Raw genomic sequence first — 16,433 nt, 5'->3', positions numbered from 1 at the left:
CGTCTGCCTGGATGTAAGACCGCGCCGGATTTTCCCCGCCTTTGGCACCCCAACGCCGGGACACCCCGACGCAAAGGGCCGACACGCCGTCGGCCGCCGCCATACGTGGGGAAACCCGGCGCCGGCCACAACGACGCGCCCACGGAACCGCAGGCTGACTATTGGGTGCCGGGCTATTCGGGCCGGGCTATTCGGGGACGAGAGCCAGTGCCAGTTCGGTCCGGACCACCTGGGCCAGCCGCTCCGCGACGCCCTGGGCGGTTTCGTGGTCTCCGGCTTCCACCATCACGCGCACCACCGGCTCGGTGCCGGAGGGCCGCAAAAGGACACGTCCGGTGTCGCCCAGTTCGGCTTCGGCCACGGAAACGGCCGCCGCGACTACTTCATCGCCTTGCACACGGGTGCGGTCCACGCCCTTGACGTTGATGAGGACCTGGGGCAGCTTGGTCATCACCGTGGCCAGCTCCTTGAGCGGGCGCCCCGTGAGGGCCACCTGAGCGGCGATCTGAAGCCCGGTCAGCACGCCGTCGCCGGTGGTGGCGTGGTCGGCAAAAATCACGTGCCCGGACTGCTCGCCACCCAGGCTGAAGCCGCCGTTGCGCATTTCCTCGAGGACGTAGCGGTCCCCCACCCCGGTTTCACGCAGGCTGATTCCGGCGTCGCGCAGGGCGAGCTTCAGGCCGAGGTTGCTCATGACGGTGGCCACCAGGACATCGTCCTTGAGCTTTCCGGAGGCTTTGAGTGCCACCGCAAGGATGGCCATGATCTGGTCGCCGTCCACCTCGTTGCCCTCGTGATCCACGGCGAGGCAACGGTCGGCGTCGCCGTCGTGGGCGATTCCGAGATCCGCCCCGTGGTCCAGGACAGCTTGCTTGAGCGGGCCCAGATGGGTGGAGCCGACACCTTCGTTGATATTGAGGCCGTCCGGTTCGGCGCCGATGACCACCACGTTGGCGCCGGCGTCCTTGAACACTTGCGGGGAGCAGCCGCTGGCTGCGCCGTGCGCGCAGTCGAGCACTACCTTCAGGCCGTCCAGGCGGTAAGGAAGCGTGCCGAGCAGGTGAACGATGTAGCGGTCCTCGGCGTCGGAGAAGCGCTGGATCCGCCCCACCTCACCGCCGACGGGCCGGAAGGGTTCCTTGTCCAGCTGCTCTTCGATGGCGTCCTCGACGTCGTCGGGCAGCTTCTGGCCGCCGCGGGCGAAGAATTTAATCCCGTTGTCCGGCGCGGGATTGTGGGAGGCCGAGATCATGACGCCGAAGTCGGCGTCGAGGTCTGCCACGAGGTAGGCGGCGGCCGGGGTGGGAAGAACACCGGCGTCGTAGACGTCGATTCCCGAGCTTGAGAGGCCGGCCTCCACGGCAGCCGCGAGGAACTCGCCGCTGGCCCGGGGGTCGCGTGCGACCACGGCGATCGGCCGCTTTCCGGTCGTGTTGCGGTCATGGCCAAGTACGACGGCGGCGGCCTGAGCCAGCTGCAATGCGAGCTCGGCGGTCAGCAACCCGTTCGCCAGACCGCGTACTCCATCGGTTCCAAATAATCTAGACATCGGACCAAGCTTAGTCGATGGCCGGCCGCACAAGGAGGTGCGCGGGGATCGACCACCCGTTGACTCAGCCGTGCCCGAGGGCTGGACGTGCGACTATTCGTTCGGAATGGCGTTTTTCACAGATTCGCGACGACAAGGGCGATCCACGCTTACGCCGCCTCCATCGTTTAGCTGACGCCATGACTTGATCAGGCCCAGGGTGGCGGGTTGGCCGCGATGATCTCGGGGGTGAGGAGCATGCCTCCGAAGTCGGCGCGCGCCTTCGCCAGTGTTGCCGGGTCCGGGTCGATGGTGGCGTACCAGGGCTCCAGGTCTTTGGCCTGCACGAGGTGTTTGCCCGCGCCGAGAGGTTCGATGATCCAATCGGACAGGTCGTTCGCGTGCGCGAGGTGGGCGTCGGTGAGGAGCTGCAGTCCGTGCGCGTCGGGGATGTACTGCCCGTTCAGGTGCCTGTTGTAGCGGACCTGGTATTCCTCCACATAGGGCAGCGGCGGTGTACCGCCACTGTCCCAGTCGATTGTGAGGGCGTTGCTGTACCGCACAAACGCGAGATCGGTGTCCCCGGGGAACGCAACCATGGCCTGGACAACCTGGGCCAGCCGGCCCTGCCAGGACGTGGTGTCGTCCATGACCCCGTAGCAGGCCCGACCCAAGGTGCCCTGCGACGCCCAAATAAGCCGGCGCGGTTGGGACCGCAGGAAGGCCACACGAGCCATCGAGAATTTCGCGACGCCGTCCGCCAGCGCCGGTCCTACGTCGGGGTTCTTCGTGCGGGTCTGGTGGATGTTGCGCAGCAGGTACACGTCGGCGCCGTCGAAGCGGCCCCATGCTGTGGCGGCGTCGGCGATCTTCGCCGTCAACTCGGCCGGGACATGCCAGGCCCGTCGCTGTTCGTCTGCGTCCAGCAGGGCCAGATCATTGGTCTGGTACGACACGAAGGCCGTGAGCTGCCCTGGCAGCTCGACTTCGCCGTTCAACCAGTCCGGGAAAAACGCTTCCGGTGCGGCGGTGACCTTCCCGGACTTCCCCAGCGCCTGCAGATGCTGGGCGAAGGCGTCCAGCCAGGTCCGCACCCCCTCCTCGGGGCCGGCCCTGCTCATCAGCGCCACCGGTCCGGCATCGGAGTCCGAGACCCCCTCGGTGAACACGTCGTCGCCCCACCCGGCGTCCTCGACGTCCTGGTTCGCGGCCTGGACCGAGGCCTCTACCGCGTCAAAAACATCCTTCGACCCGCGGGGCCGGAACTGCAGCCACAGCTCCTCGTACTCGGCCTTCCGCCACGCCCGCTCTAACGCACCCCACACAACCTCAACACCGGGCTCCGGCATACGATMCCCCCTCGTTCACACGGTGCTACCGCTCTTCGGCGAACATACCCCATTCCATTGCCAATATTCGAGGAAGCCTCTACCCAGCCCGGGCCGACCCAAGTCAGGTTGAAAGATCGGGAGACTACTTGGTTTTGAAGTTTCTTGTACTCTACTTTCCCCAAAAACCTACTGCCTTTTCCAGGATGCGTTTAGGCTTCGTGGCATGAAACCTAGCTCTGGGGGCTTGGCGCTCGAAATCGTAGTACCGGTCTTTAATGAACAGGCCGTACTCGAAAGCAGCATCACTAAGCTCGCGAATTACTTATCGCAAGAAATGCCTTCGACGTGGCAGATTACAATTGCGGACAATGCAAGCACGGACAATACTTCGACTATTGCCCAACGCTTAGCGGCGCAGTTGCCAAATGTTGTTCACCGAAGGCTTGAGGTCAAGGGACGCGGGTTCGCGCTGAGGGATGCGTGGAGCGCATCTTCGGCCAACGTCGTCGCATACCTCGACGTCGATTTGTCAACGGACCTCGCCGCCCTGCCCCCACTCGTAGCTCCGCTGCTGTCGGGCCACTCGGACATTTCCATCGGAACCAGACTGGGGCAGAGTTCCCGTGTCAGCCGCGGCCCAAAGCGCGAGTTCATTTCACGGTCCTACAACTATCTGCTCCGACGAACCATGCAGGTGAAGTTCTCCGACGCTCAATGTGGATTCAAAGCCCTCCGCGCAGACGTAGCCAGGAGGCTTCTCCCCCACATCGAGGACAACGGCTGGTTCTTCGACACGGAAATGCTGATCATCGCCGAGCGCTCCGGCCTGCGGATCCACGAAATTCCCGTGGACTGGATTGACGACCCCGACAGCCGAGTCGATATCAAACAGACTGCTTTGGATGATCTGCGTGGCCTGGTACGCGTTGCCGGAGCTCTTTTCAAGGGGACCATCCCGGTTCAAGCCATCTATGCAGAACTGGGGCGCAGGCCGATCGCTCCTCCGGGACGGCCCAGCTTCTTCGGCCAAGTACTCCGGTTCGGAGTCGTCGGGGCAGTATCAACGATCGCCTTTGCGCTGCTGTACCTTGTCCTGCAGGCGCCATTCGGTGCGCAGCAGGCCAATTTCATGGCCTTGTTGCTGACTGCCATCGGCAACACAGCGGCCAACCGTCGTTTTACGTTTGGCATTAGCGGGCCAGTCAAGCTGTTCACACAGCAAATCCAGGGTCTGGTCGTGTTCCTGCTCGCGTGGACCATGACGTCGTCATCGCTGGCCATCCTCCACACGGTCAACGCCGACGCCGCTCCCAACATTGAACTAATAATCCTTACCGGGGCAAATATTCTTGCAACCATGATGAGATTCGTGCTGCTGCGAGTCTGGGTATTCCGCGACCGTCGAAGCGGCGGCCGGACCGTCGCACTCGCCCTGGCGCCGGCCCAAGGGACAACCCGTTGAGCCGCGCTGCAGTTGAATCCGCGAATGCAAACGGTACACGCGGCGTCCGGTCAGAGCGCCGGACGCCGGAACTTCTGGCCAAATTTCTGCGCGGCCGCTTGGTGGATCCCGTCTGGGAACGGCCGGCACTGTTGGTGCTCATTGCGTTTTCGACGCTTCTCTACACCTGGGGGCTGGACCGTAACGGGTGGGCGAACTCGTTCTATTCAGCGGCTGCGATGTCCGGCTCGCTCGACTGGACCGCATTCATGTTCGGATCGTCCGATCCGAACAATGCCATAAGTGTGGACAAGCCGCCGCTCAGCCTCTGGGTCATGTCGCTGTCGGTCCGGATCTTCGGGCTCAACTCCTGGAGCCTGCTCCTCCCCCAGGCCCTCATGGGCGTCATCAGCGTCTACCTCCTCTACCGCATGGTCCGCAAGCGCTTCGATGCGGCTACTGCACTCCTGTCCGCGTCCTTCTTGGCCGCCATCCCGGTTGCCACTGTGATGTTTCGCTACAACAACCCCGATGCGCTGTTGACGCTGCTAATGATCGGCATTGTCTACCTGACACTCAAAGCTGTGGACAGCTCCCGGTTTCGGTGGCTACTGCTGGCGGGAGCTCTAGCCGGCGCGGCGTTCCTTACCAAGCAACTCCAAGTTCTCCTGGTCCTTCCCTCGGTAGGGTTGACTTACTTGGTCTTTGCACGCACCCCGGTGACGAGACGTTTCCTGCACCTGTTGGGAGCGCTGGCGGCGGCCGTCGTGGCCGGGGGATGGTGGCTGCTGGCTGTTCAGCTCACCAACCCCGCCAACCGACCCTTCATTGGCGGATCCAGGAACAATAGCGTCATCGAACTGACATTGGGATATAACGGGCTTGATCGCCTCACGGGCGAGGACGCCAGTAGAACCATGGCTCCCGGTGCCGGGACGGCTGACAAACTGGACGCCGGCTTCCAGCGATTCCTCCAGCCACAGTTCTCCGGCCAAAGCGGGTGGTTTCTTCCATTAGCTGTTGCGGGTCTGTGCCTCGGCGCCTGGCTTCTTTGGCGGCGCCACGGAAGCCCCTCGGCGCGCGCGCTTCTGCTGGCCTGCTCCATCTGGTTTGCCTGCGCGGCAACTGTGCTCGCATTCATGTCAGGAATCGTGCACCCCTATTACGTGCTCACCGCGGTTCCTCCATTGTGTTTTCTGGCTGCGTTCGCTTTGATGCACCTTCTGCGCCGCGTACAGACTGTCAGAGTCCGACTTCTGACCGGCTTCGTCCTGCTGGCGAGCATGGTATTCGCGTTCGTGTCCGCCTCCCGTTCCGTGGATGAATACCCGTGGCTTCCCGCAGCCATGCTCGCAATGTGGGGACTAGTCCTTGCGGGAGTCGTGGTCCGGCCGCCCAGCCCCGGAGTGGCCAGGACGACGGCAGCCTTACTCATCGCCACCCTGCTCGCCGGCCCCATCATCTGGTCACTGAATACAGTCCTGAACCCGCATACGGGAGCAGGCGTGATTGCCGGACCCGGAATTTTTGGGATGCGGACCGATGACCGGTCCCGCGCGTCTCCCGACACGCCGCCAAGCTATCTGTCGGTCATGCACGGCGATCTGCCGTCAACGACGCTGCTGGAGCGTCTCCGCCAGTCGTCGTCCGCCGCMTGGGCGGCGGCTGTGGTGGGCTCTGAGACGGCGGCCAACTATCAATTGGAACTTGGCCGCGCGGTGTTGCCGATCGGCGGCTTCGATGGTTCGGACCCGTTTCCAACCCTGGAGCAGTTCAAAGTTCTTGTGGCAGACGGGCGTATCGGATCAGTCGTTATCCAAGGTCTTCCTCCGCTCACTCTTGAAGGCCGAGGCGAGTCCGCCCGAATAGTCGCGTGGGTCAGACAGCAATTCGTTCCTGAGAACGTGGACGGAGCCCAATACTTCCAACTCATCAAGTAGCAAGGTCTCTAACGGCGAAAGCCCGCCCCGCCGAGTGGCGGGACGGGCTTTCGTGCAAGCGATTTTTAGCGCTTGGAGTACTGCTGAGCCTTGCGGGCCTTCTTGAGACCGGCCTTCTTACGCTCGATGACGCGGGCGTCACGGCGCAGGTAACCGGCCTTCTTCAGGGTGGCGCGGTTGTTCTCGGTGTCGATCTCGTTCAGTGAACGGGCGATGCCGAGGCGCAGTGCACCGGCCTGGCCGGAGATGCCGCCACCGTGGATACGGGCGATGACGTCGTAAGCGCCGTCAAGATCAAGGATCTTGAAGGGCTCGTTGACATCCTGCTGGTGCAGCTTGTTCGGGAAGTAGTTCGCCAGCTCGCGGCCATTGATGGTCCACTTGCCGGAGCCCGGCACAACGCGAACGCGTGCGACGGCTTCCTTGCGACGGCCAACTGCAGCGCCGGCAACGGTCAGTGCCGGGCGTTCCTTCTTCGGCGCAGCTGCTTCTGCAGCACCGCTCTCCGAGGTGTAGCTGGTCAGGTTTTCCTCAGCCTCAACGGCTTCGGTGGTCAGTTCTTCGTTCTGAGCCACGATTCTCCTTGATAAAAAGTTGGTTGGTGGCCAGGACTACTGGGCGACCTGGGTGATTTCGAAAGTCTTGGGCTGCTGGGCGGCGTGGGGGTGCTCTGCACCGCGGTACACCTTCAGCTTGCCCAGCTGCTGTGCAGCGAGGGAGTTCTTCGGGAGCATGCCCTTGATGGCCTTCTCCACGGCGCGAACCGGGTTGGACTCAAGCAGCTCCGCGTAGTTGACGGAGGTCAGGCCGCCCGGGTAGCCGGAGTGGCGGTATGCGCGCTTCTGCTCCAGCTTGGCGCCGGTGAGGGCAACCTTTTCAGCGTTGATGATGATGACGAAGTCGCCCATGTCCATGTGGGACGCAAAGGTGGCCTTGTGCTTGCCGCGCAGCAGGATTGCGGTCTGGCTGGCAAGACGACCAAGGACAACGTCGGTGGCGTCAATGACGTGCCACTGGCGGTTGATATCGCCGGGCTTCGGGGTGTACGTACGCACGGTGTTTGCCTCGTTCTTGTTCTGGCGTTCTTGTTTTAGGCGTCACTCTTACGGTGCACCTACTATCTATGCGCTACCGGAACAGAGGTGAGGGCTCTATGTAACCAGTCATCCTGAGGTCTCGAATGTGCACGTTGAGTAGCTATCCTGCAACCGGATTCTCAAGCGGGCACGCACCATCGAGATAGGACACGCACAACGACTACCAAGAATAGCCGACTGCGGCCTCTTGGGTCAAAATGGGGTGTCCGGATGCATCCTGTCTGCCCCCTCATTGCGCAGACTGTCCCGTGCCGGCCCGCCGCATCCCTGGAGGAACCGTGTCCCACCTCGTCACCGCCGGCTCCATCTCCCTGCTCTCCGTGCCGCCGACCGGACCGTCAACCGGGATCCTCTTCATAGCCGGCATTGGCCTCGTGGGAGCGTGCCTGGGCCAGCTGGCAGAGCTCCTCATCGGGCGCGCACTCCCCCACCTCGGCGGACCGCTGACCGTACGACTGAGAATTACGACGGCGGCGGCCACCTTTGGGCTCTGCGCACTGCTGGCCTGGCGCTTCGGACCCACGCCCGAACTTCCCGCCTACATCTTGCTGGCGATTGCCGGCGTCCAGCTGGCGCGGATTGACCTTTTGCACCATTTGCTGCCGAACCGGATGGTTTTGCCCCTGCTGGGGGCCGGCCTGGCTCTCCTCGGGGTCGCCGCAGGGGTGTCCGGCGAGGCAGGTAGCCTGCTACGCGGAGCTGTCGGCGCCTTAATTTTGTTCGTTTTGTACCTCTTTCTTGCCCTGACCAGCCGAAACGGCCTCGGAATGGGTGATGTGAAGCTCGCCGCGCCACTTGGCCTGTACTTGGGCTACCTAGGCTGGTCCCACTTGTTCTACGGCGGGGCCCTGGGATTCGTCGCCGGCGGCCTCGCTTCGGCCGTCATTATGCTGAGAAACCGCGGAAACAAGCCAAAGGAAGTGGCCTACGGGCCGTCCATGCTGGCAGCCGGCCTGGCCGTCATCCTCCTGCTCCCCTAAGTGGTCTCCGCCTACGCGCGGACGCTCTTTCAGTAAGACCGCTTATCAAACCAAGTAGTCGAGCCCTGCCCCTACCTGGAAACTGAGTACACCTCTCATTTGCGGGCAGGTGATGCCCACATTTTCCTTCCAAAAGTCGAGTATCCGCATTCATTGCGCCGCCGATAACGGCCGTGCAAATGTTGTTCCAACGAAGCTCCAGCAAATAGGCAAAGGGGATTTGTCGGAAATTCGTTCTTTATTCACAACTCTGGAAAAGGATAATAAAATGACTGGTCTCATGGTCTCAATGCTCGCTTTCGTCGCCGGCGTCAAGGACAAGCTCACTGGTGAAGAGAAGGGCGCAACCGCAGTGGAATACGGGCTGCTTGTCGCGCTGATCGCAGCGGTAATTGTCGTCGTCGTCGCTGCCCTCGGCGGGCAAATCAACAGCGCTTTCAGCAAGATCTCGCTGCAGCTCTAATCCACTTTCGAGAAACCCCAGGGCGGGTGCGGCGGCAGTTCGGGAGACAGATCCGCTGCCACCGCACCCGCCCTTGGGCTTTCAACATTGAATCGTATTTCCCACGAGGGAGGGCATGTCGGCGGCAGCATTCCATGGCTGCGGCGTGATGCCCAGGAAAGAACACAGCGCTGAACGTGAAGAATGCCGACAACGGTCTCGTCGGCAATCTCGTCCGCCACGATTCGCTCGCGGAGGCCGGCCCGATAGGCCTCCGCGACCTACGGAGCCGCAGGGATCCAACTTAGAAAATTGGCTCGCGTAAGTCCTGAGCCGTCATTGAAAGGCATGAAAGTGAAAACACGCCTGCTGGGAGGCATCGTCGCACTTGTGCTTGCGATAGCTGGCACACTGCTTCTGGTCTCATATGTTCAAGGAACTGAGGCTAGGGCCCAGGAGGGCCTGAGCCCCGTCGATGTATTGGTAGTGCAACAACAGGTCCCTCAGGGATCTGACATTCAAGCGATCAAGTCGGCCGTCAAACTGACAGCGCTCCCTGCGGCGTCGGTCCCGAACGGGGCATTGAAGAGCCTGGACGGGATGGACGGAAAAGTAGCCGCCATAGAACTCCTGCCCGGCGAGGCATTGTTGGGCGCGCGACTTGCGGATCCCGCCACGCTCTCGGCACCGGGATCGGTTGCTGTGCCCAAGGGAATGCAGGAGATCTCGGTGCAGCTGGAGGCCCAGCGGGTGGTCGGCGGGCGTATCGCCGCCGGCGATACCGTAGGCATCGTCGTCCTGTTCGACAAGGGTGCGCTGAAGGACGCACCTGACGTGGAAACCGGCCAGGAGGTGTTTCACAAGGTCCTGGTGACCAGCGTCCAGCGTTCCGTCGCGAAAACTGCCGGGGCCACGGGCACGAGTACCGATGCCGCCGAACAAGCCAACACCGAGTTGCCAACTGGACAGTTGCTGGTAACCTTCGCCCGGAATGACGCTGATGCCACGAAGATCGCCTTTGGTGCACATTTTGGGAGCCTGTGGCTCACAAAGGAGCCCGCAACGGCCACAGAAGGTGCCCCCCTGGTGGTCAAGAAGCCGGAGCTGTTCCGATGAGCCGCTTCGTGCTGATCACGTCAGATCATGATTTTGAACGACGCGTAAGGCAGGCCGCCGCCAGCCTGCACGGGAAATTCCATGCCATCGTGGCAGATTTCCTTCCGGCAGGTCCGGATGATGTGCTGCGGGTGCTGGGCGGCGATTTGGTCGAAGTCATCTTGCTGGGGCCAGGTCTGCCACCGGACGATGCGATCCGTCTGGCCAGTCTCTTTGATCTCCAGTATCCGGAAATCAGCATCGTCCTCGTGACCGGCAATGATGCGGAGGTGGCTCTCCCCGCCATGCGGGCCGGCATTAGGGATTTGCTGCCACCGGATTCGGATGTGAACACCATTCGCGGCCTGCTCGAGCGGGCGAGCCTCGCTTCCGCCGGCCGTCGCCGTGGACTCGGCAGCGCCCTCGAAGGACAGCCAATGAGTGGCCGCATTATCGCGGTCATGTCTCCGAAAGGCGGGGTCGGGAAAACAACGATTACAACCAACCTCGCCGTGGGCTTGGGAAAGGACTCTCCCACCGACGTTGTGGTGGTTGACCTGGACCTCCAATTCGGAGACGTTGCATCGGGATTGCTGCTGGAACCCGAAAGGACGCTGGCTGACGCAGTAGTTGGCGCTGCCGTCCAGGACAGCGTGGTGCTGAAGTCGTACCTGACTCTCCACTCGTCAGGCATTTACGCGCTTTGCGCTCCGCTCAACCCAACGGAAGCCGATCAAATATCCGGTGAACAGGTCGGGCGCCTGTTGAGCCAGCTATCCAACGAATTCCGTTTCGTCATCGTGGATTCGGCACCCGGACTCGGCGAACACGTACTGGCGACGTTGGAGCTGGCCACAGATGCGGTGTGGGTCTGCGGAATGGACATACCCAGCATCCGGGGACTTCGTGCAGGATTCAACGTCCTGGACGAACTCGACCTCGTTCCAGAACACCGCCACTTGATCCTCAATTTCGCGGATCGGCGGTCCGGGCTCACCTTGAGCGACGTTGAAGCCGTCATAGGCGGTCCCGTGGATGTGGTTCTACCGCGGTCGCGCGCCGTGCCATATTCCACGAACAAAGGCATTCCGCTGTTGCAGGAGGGGGCCAGGGATCCGTTCACAAAGGGGCTTCGTCGACTTGTGGAAAGGTTCAGCACCGACTTGGAGCCGCATCCCCACAAGAACGTTAGTAGAAGGGCTGTAGTCCAATGAACCTCGCCGAGCGTTTGGAATCCCTCCGGGGAGTAGCCACAGAATCTACCGGCAAGCACCGCGATGCCAGCGGCCCGTGGGCAGGCGGCGCAGCAGAAATGGTCGACTCGCCGGTCACAGTAACGGAACACAGAGCCGCCGCGGAGGCAAACGATGCCTTGAACGCCGTCAAAGATCGCGCGGGCGCCGCCCTGTACGAACGCATGGGCAGCCGTATCACCGATGCCGCCCTGGACGAATCCGAACTTCAGAAGTACGTCAAAGACGAGCTCCGGGCCATTGTAGAAGAAGATGAGATTCCATTGACGGCGCCGGAAAGGCACCGCCTTGTCCAGGAAATTATCGACGACGTCCTGGGACTAGGGCCGCTGCAGAAGTTCCTGAATGACGCGGCAGTCACGGAAGTCATGGTCAACGGGCCGGACAAGGTCTACGTAGAACGTGACGGCAAACTATCCCTGACCAATGCAAGGTTCAGTTCGGAAGAACACCTGCGCAGGATTATCGAACGCATCGTCACGAAGGTTGGGCGGCGGATCGACGAGTCATCTCCCATGGTGGACGCCCGGCTTTCCGACGGATCGCGTGTCAACGCGATAATCCCCCCGCTCGCCGTCAACGGATCTTCGCTGACGATTCGAAAGTTTGGGCAGGTACCCCTGACTGTCGATAACCTCATTTCGTTCGGGACCCTGTCCCCGGAAATGGCGGAACTCTTACAGGCATGCGTCCTTGCCCGGCTCAACATCCTGGTCTCAGGAGGTACTGGCACAGGGAAGACCACCCTCCTGAATGTCCTGTCGTCGTTCCTGCCGGCTGATGAACGCATCGTCACCATCGAAGACGCCGTGGAACTCCAGCTGCAGCAGGAGCACGTGGTAAGGCTTGAAAGCCGGCCGCGCAACATTGAAGGCAAGGGCGAGGTCTCAATCAGGGAGCTGGTCCGAAATTCGCTTCGCATGCGCCCGGACCGGATTGTCATCGGCGAAGTCCGCGGCGGTGAGTCGCTCGATATGCTGCAGGCCATGAACACGGGCCACGATGGTTCGATCTCCACCGTGCACGCCAACTCGCCCCGGGATGCAATCGCTCGCCTTGAAACCCTGGTGCTCATGGCTGGAATGGACCTGCCCCTTAAAGCAATTCGGGAACAGATCGCGTCGGCCGTCAACCTCATCGTCCACATCTCCCGTCTCCGGGACGGGACCCGCCGCGTCACACACGTCACGGAAGTTCAGGGAATGGAAGGGGACATCGTCACGCTCCAGGATGCCTTCATCTTCGACTACAGCGCCGGGATGGATGCCGACGGCCGGTTCCTCGGAAGCCCGAGGGCTACCGGGGTGAGGCCCCGGTTCGCCGACCACTTTGCCGAGCTTGGTATCCATTTGTCACCAGCCGTATTCGGAAGCGTTCCCCAAGGGGGTGGCTACAGGTGAACACAACAAACCCTTTATATTTCGCGTTTGGCATTGGGCTGTGTCTTGTGGCGCTGGCCATCTTGCTGTTTTCGACGCTTGGTGCAGGCAGGTCCGGCATCGCCTTGTCCCGGCGGCGGCCAGGCGTCGTCGACGAGCCGTCATTTCTGACTCGCATGACGGACACTACGCTGGCGTTCGTGGACCGCCGCGTCGGCCGGAATGCCAGCTTCGGCACAAAGGAATCCCTGGAGCGGGCAGGACTGCGCCTTCGGCAGGCTGATTTCGTCCTTCTGGTTTGCTGCGTTGGCGTCACGGTGGGCCTCGTTGGGTTCCTCCTGGGGGGCATCTTCATTGGGCTCCTGCTCACGGTCCTCACCCCGTTCATCGCAATGGTCGTCCTCAACATCATGGCCAGCCGCCGACGGGCAAAATTTGAAGATCAGCTTGGGGACACGTTGCAGATGCTGGCCGGAGGGCTGCGGGCTGGACATAGCCTCTTGCGTTCAGTCGATGCCGTGTCACAGGAGGCCGACTCCCCAACCTCCGAGGAATTTGCCAGGTTGGTTAATGAAACAAGGCTGGGCCGCGACTTGAAGGATTCGATGATTGATGCCGCCCATCGCCTCAAAAGCGATGATTTCGACTGGACTGGCCAAGCAATCGAAATCCACCGCGAGGTGGGCGGTGACCTGGCTGAGGTTCTCGATCAGGTGGGAGAAACCATCCGGGAGCGATCCGAGATCAAGGGGCAGGTTCAGTCTCTGAGCGCCGAAGGAAAAATCTCCGCGTACATCTTGGTAGCCCTTCCCGTGGGAATGTTCCTCTATCTGAGCGTAGCCAGTCCGACCTACATGGGCGCCTTGTACACGAATTTCCTTGGCTGGGTAATGATCGGCCTCTCCGTGGTACTGCTCGCCGTTGGTTCCTGGTGGCTGAGCCGCGTCGTAAAGATCAAGTTCTAGGAAGGATCGTCATGAGTGTAACGGCGTGGCTAATTATCGGGCTTATCATCGTCCCAATTTCTGCGATGGTCTGGTCATTCATCTCTGTTGACCGTCAAGGTCTGGCTGCCGTCCGAAGCAACCTTGGGCGGGGCGTCCGCTTCGTGGAGGAAGGCACAGCCTCGGCCGGATCGAAGGGTCTGATGGGCTTCGGTGTGCGAGTGACGCCCAAGGGATATGCGGGGTGGCTGGACAAACTCCTGGCGAAGGCGGGCCGTCCCGCTGCCATGCCCCTGGAGCGCCTTCTGATCGCCAAGCCGGCGCTGGCACTCGTGGCAGCATTCGTCAGCTTGCTGTTCGCTGCAAAGTCGCCGACCGGTATCACCGTTCTGGTCTTGATGTTGCTGCCGGTGCTTGCCTATTTCGTTCCGGACATCCTCGTCCATGGCCGCGGCGCGGAGCGCCAAAAGGCCATTGAACTGGAATTGCCCAACACCCTTGACCAGATGCTGATCTCGGTGGAGGCCGGTTTGGGATTCGAAGCGGCGATGGCGCGTGCCGGCCACAACGGCAAGGGTCCGTTGGCCGAAGAACTCGTCCGCACTCTTCAGGACATGCAGGTCGGGCGAAGCCGAAAAGATGCCTACCTTGCCATGTCCGAAAGGGCCGGCTCACCGGATCTCCGGAGTTTCGTCCGCTCCGTGGTGCAGGCGGACCAATACGGAATCGCCCTCGCCACTATCCTCCGTACCCAGGCGAAGCAGATGCGCATCAAGCGACGTCAGCGTGCGGAAGAAAAGGCCATGAAGCTGCCAGTGAAGGTGCTGTTTCCACTTATGTTCTGCATCCTTCCAGTGCTCTTCATCGTCATCATCGGTCCCGCCGTCATCAGCGTCATGAAGAACTTCACTGGCGCTTTCTAGCGCAGGGTTCTTCCCCAATTCATTAGAGGTCTTAACCGGAACAGCGAGGGGCCATGAGTTTGTTAAGGATTTTCCAACCACGGCGAGACAGCCGGCGCGGCACGGCCGAGCGTTTCAAGCTGCGGACCGCAAATCGCCGGAATCGGTCTGATCGCCAGCGGGGGGCGGCAGCAGTTGAATTCGCCCTCGTTGTTCCTTTGCTCCTGTCCATGCTGCTTGGGGTGATCGACTTTGGGATGGCTTTCGGCCAAAGCATCAACTTGCAGGCCGCCGCACGTGAGAGCGCCCGACAGGGGGTGACCGAAGGCAACGTCATCGCGTCCGCCAACAATGCCCGGGGACGCGAACTGGACAATGCCAAACTCCAGGTGAAGTTCGTCGTGGACACGTCCGGAGGCGCCCCCGGCGTCATGGTCGTCTGCCTGCGTTACCCGCAGTCGTCTTTGTCGGGCTTCTACGCCTGGGCTCTGACGGGGGTCTTCGAGGCCAAGGCCGTCATGAAAATGGAAGGGACCGTGCCCGTGACGTCCGGGGCACAGAACTGGGCAGGTGGGTCATGCACTCCGTAGCGCCAGAGTCGCGGCACGATCCCGAACTGAATACCGAGCGAGACGAGAAGCGAATGAGCAGGGTGGATCCTCGGGACGGTAAGTCCAGAGAACGGGGAGCAACAGCGGTCCTCTTTGCCTTGCTGGTTCCCGTGCTCTTTGGGGTGCTGGCCATGGCTCTCGACGTCGGCCGGTTGGTGTACGAGCACCAGCAGCTTAGCAACGCCTTGGATGCTGCCGCGCTCGCTGGTGCGACCTCGCTCCCGGACGACCCCGTCGCCGCCCGGAACGCCGCGGTCGCCTATGCCAAGGCCAACGATGCCCAGGCGGACCCCGCGGTCACGTTCTGGTGCGTGGTCGCCTCCACCGGCGCCTCCAAGACCGTGGCCAGCGGTCAAGTCCCCGGAGTCTGCAATCCGGGAACCACCGCCGGGGCCAAATGCAACGAGACGATCTGTGCGATCCCGTGCATCACGGGCGGCGGCCGGACCTGCAACACAATCACCGTGACCGATGACAAAGACGTCCCCTACCTGTTCGCGCCAGCGATAGGGGTCAATACCGGCAACACCGGCTCGCTTGCCGCCAACGCGTGCAAGGGCTCGTGCGGCACCCTGGTCCCGAACCCCATGGATATCGCCCTGGTCGCTGACCGGACCAGCAGTATGAGCACCACTGACCTCGCCAACATGAAGGCCGCCATTCAGAGCACACTCACCACCATGACGAAGGAACAGCAGTACGTGGCCCTGGGCACCATCGGCCCCAGCAGCTCCACGTCCGGCTGTAGCACCACCGCCTCGAGCTTGGTTACGAGTGGCACATGGATGTCCGTACCGTTCTCGAATGACTACACCACTTCAGGCGCGCCGCCCTTGCTCAACAACAGCAGCCCGCTCGTCAAGGGTGTTCAATGCCTGCCTTCATCGAGCACCGGCACTTACCTCGCCTCGCCGATGAAAGCCGCGGCCCGGTATCTGCTTGGCTTGGACGCCAACAACCTGACGAGTCTGCCGGCACGTGCAGGGACGCCCCGCAAGGCCATCATCCTGGAGACAGACGGCCAACCGAACGAGACCGGCAGCGGGGGCGACACCTCCGTGGGCGTCTCCGGCGACATCAAGAACTCCGACGGTCCAACTGCCTGCAGCAACCTGAAGGCCGTCGCGGCCGACGCCAAGGCGAGGGGAATCCTGATCATCACGGTCGCGTACAACGCGGCGACTTCCGCCCGATGCGGGGGTAGCAGCTCAGCGTACGTGCGCGATGTCCTCGCCTCCGCTGCCTCCGAGAAGTCCTCGGGGGTCCCCAGCGCCAGCAATGCCTGCGGGACGGCGGCGCAAACAGCTGCTGAGAACTCTGATGGAGATTACTTCTTCTGCGCCGCAGACGGAGCGGACCTTGGACCAATCTTTGTCTCAGCAATCAATGCGATCAGCGCCCACTCCAGGTTGATGCGAATCCCAGACTGAGTGTTCGGCTGGCCTGTCGGCCAGCCGCCTGCTGGAGGCCGCCGACCTCGGCTGACAGCC

General features: G+C 62.1%; 15 protein-coding genes. 11 read left to right on the top strand and 4 right to left on the bottom strand.

Translation table 11 applies throughout. The features are described from left to right. Nucleotides 1-187: 187 nt before the first annotated feature. Nucleotides 188-1,549, bottom strand: a complete 1,362-nt coding sequence (gene glmM, locus AB4089_RS03340) for a phosphoglucosamine mutase (RefSeq protein WP_441407872.1) — start codon at nt 1,547-1,549, stop codon at nt 188-190. 188 nt (nt 1,550-1,737) lie between these two features. Next, nucleotides 1,738-2,877: a hypothetical protein gene (locus AB4089_RS03335; RefSeq protein ID WP_441407871.1), complete on the bottom strand. Its 1,140-nt coding sequence runs from the start codon at nt 2,875-2,877 to the stop codon at nt 1,738-1,740. Nucleotides 2,878-3,103: 226 nt separating this feature from the next. On the opposite strand from AB4089_RS03335, the gene AB4089_RS03330 reads away from it, so the two are divergent. After that, the gene (locus AB4089_RS03330; protein ID WP_441407870.1) at nt 3,104-4,321 is read left to right on the top strand and encodes a glycosyltransferase; all 1,218 of its coding nucleotides are present in this window, start codon (nt 3,104-3,106) and stop codon (nt 4,319-4,321) included. Beyond that, entirely contained in the window at nt 4,318-6,240 is a 1,923-nt protein-coding gene (locus tag AB4089_RS03325) for a glycosyltransferase family 39 protein (RefSeq protein ID WP_441407869.1), read from the top strand. The genes AB4089_RS03330 and AB4089_RS03325 overlap by 4 nt, the downstream gene beginning before the upstream one ends. Before the next feature lie 65 nt (nt 6,241-6,305). Here the strand turns inward: AB4089_RS03325 and rpsI are convergent, their stop codons facing one another. Together rpsI and rplM are read right to left on the bottom strand one after the other, a co-directional pair. Further along, entirely contained in the window at nt 6,306-6,815 is a 510-nt protein-coding gene (rpsI, locus tag AB4089_RS03320) for a 30S ribosomal protein S9 (protein ID WP_018773707.1), read from the bottom strand. A 36-nt stretch (nt 6,816-6,851) separates the two neighbouring features. Further along, nucleotides 6,852-7,295 (bottom strand): 50S ribosomal protein L13, encoded by a 444-nt coding sequence (gene rplM / locus AB4089_RS03315; protein ID WP_015937805.1) that lies wholly within the window; start codon nt 7,293-7,295, stop codon nt 6,852-6,854. A gap of 320 nt (nt 7,296-7,615) precedes the next feature. Between rplM and AB4089_RS03310 the strand changes: the two genes are divergently transcribed. The 9 genes from AB4089_RS03310 (at nt 7,616) to AB4089_RS03270 (ending at nt 16,373) form a co-directional block, all read left to right on the top strand. Further along, a complete protein-coding gene (locus AB4089_RS03310) occupies nt 7,616-8,317 on the top strand; it encodes a prepilin peptidase (protein ID WP_441407868.1) in 702 nt (233 codons plus the stop codon). Between the two features lie 268 nt (nt 8,318-8,585). Then, a complete protein-coding gene (locus tag AB4089_RS03305) occupies nt 8,586-8,780 on the top strand; it encodes a Flp family type IVb pilin (protein ID WP_441407867.1) in 195 nt (64 codons plus the stop codon). 579 nt (nt 8,781-9,359) lie between these two features. Next, nucleotides 9,360-9,875, top strand: a complete 516-nt coding sequence (locus AB4089_RS03300) for an RcpC/CpaB family pilus assembly protein (protein ID WP_441407866.1) — start codon at nt 9,360-9,362, stop codon at nt 9,873-9,875. After that, the gene (locus AB4089_RS03295) at nt 9,872-11,068 is read left to right on the top strand and encodes an AAA family ATPase (protein WP_441407865.1); all 1,197 of its coding nucleotides are present in this window, start codon (nt 9,872-9,874) and stop codon (nt 11,066-11,068) included. The genes AB4089_RS03300 and AB4089_RS03295 overlap by 4 nt, the downstream gene beginning before the upstream one ends. 98 nt (nt 11,069-11,166) lie before the next feature. After that, entirely contained in the window at nt 11,167-12,507 is a 1,341-nt protein-coding gene (locus tag AB4089_RS03290; protein ID WP_441407942.1) for a CpaF family protein, read from the top strand. Continuing rightward, nucleotides 12,504-13,451, top strand: a complete 948-nt coding sequence (locus AB4089_RS03285; protein ID WP_441407864.1) for a type II secretion system F family protein — start codon at nt 12,504-12,506, stop codon at nt 13,449-13,451. Before AB4089_RS03290 ends, AB4089_RS03285 begins: the two co-directional genes overlap by 4 nt. Nucleotides 13,452-13,462: 11 nt before the next feature. Then, a complete protein-coding gene (locus AB4089_RS03280; RefSeq protein WP_441407863.1) occupies nt 13,463-14,353 on the top strand; it encodes a type II secretion system F family protein in 891 nt (296 codons plus the stop codon). 53 nt (nt 14,354-14,406) lie between these two features. Beyond that, the gene (locus AB4089_RS03275; protein WP_441407862.1) at nt 14,407-14,922 is read left to right on the top strand and encodes a TadE/TadG family type IV pilus assembly protein; all 516 of its coding nucleotides are present in this window, start codon (nt 14,407-14,409) and stop codon (nt 14,920-14,922) included. Nucleotides 14,923-14,975: 53 nt separating this feature from the next. After that, nucleotides 14,976-16,373, top strand: a complete 1,398-nt coding sequence (locus AB4089_RS03270; protein WP_441407861.1) for a pilus assembly protein TadG-related protein — start codon at nt 14,976-14,978, stop codon at nt 16,371-16,373. The last annotated feature ends 60 nt before the right edge of the window (nt 16,374-16,433 follow it).

The organism is Arthrobacter sp. 2MCAF15, assembly GCF_052115605.1.
Classification (GTDB): domain Bacteria; phylum Actinomycetota; class Actinomycetes; order Actinomycetales; family Micrococcaceae; genus Arthrobacter.
This window is presented reverse-complemented; position numbering and strand designations above follow the sequence as displayed.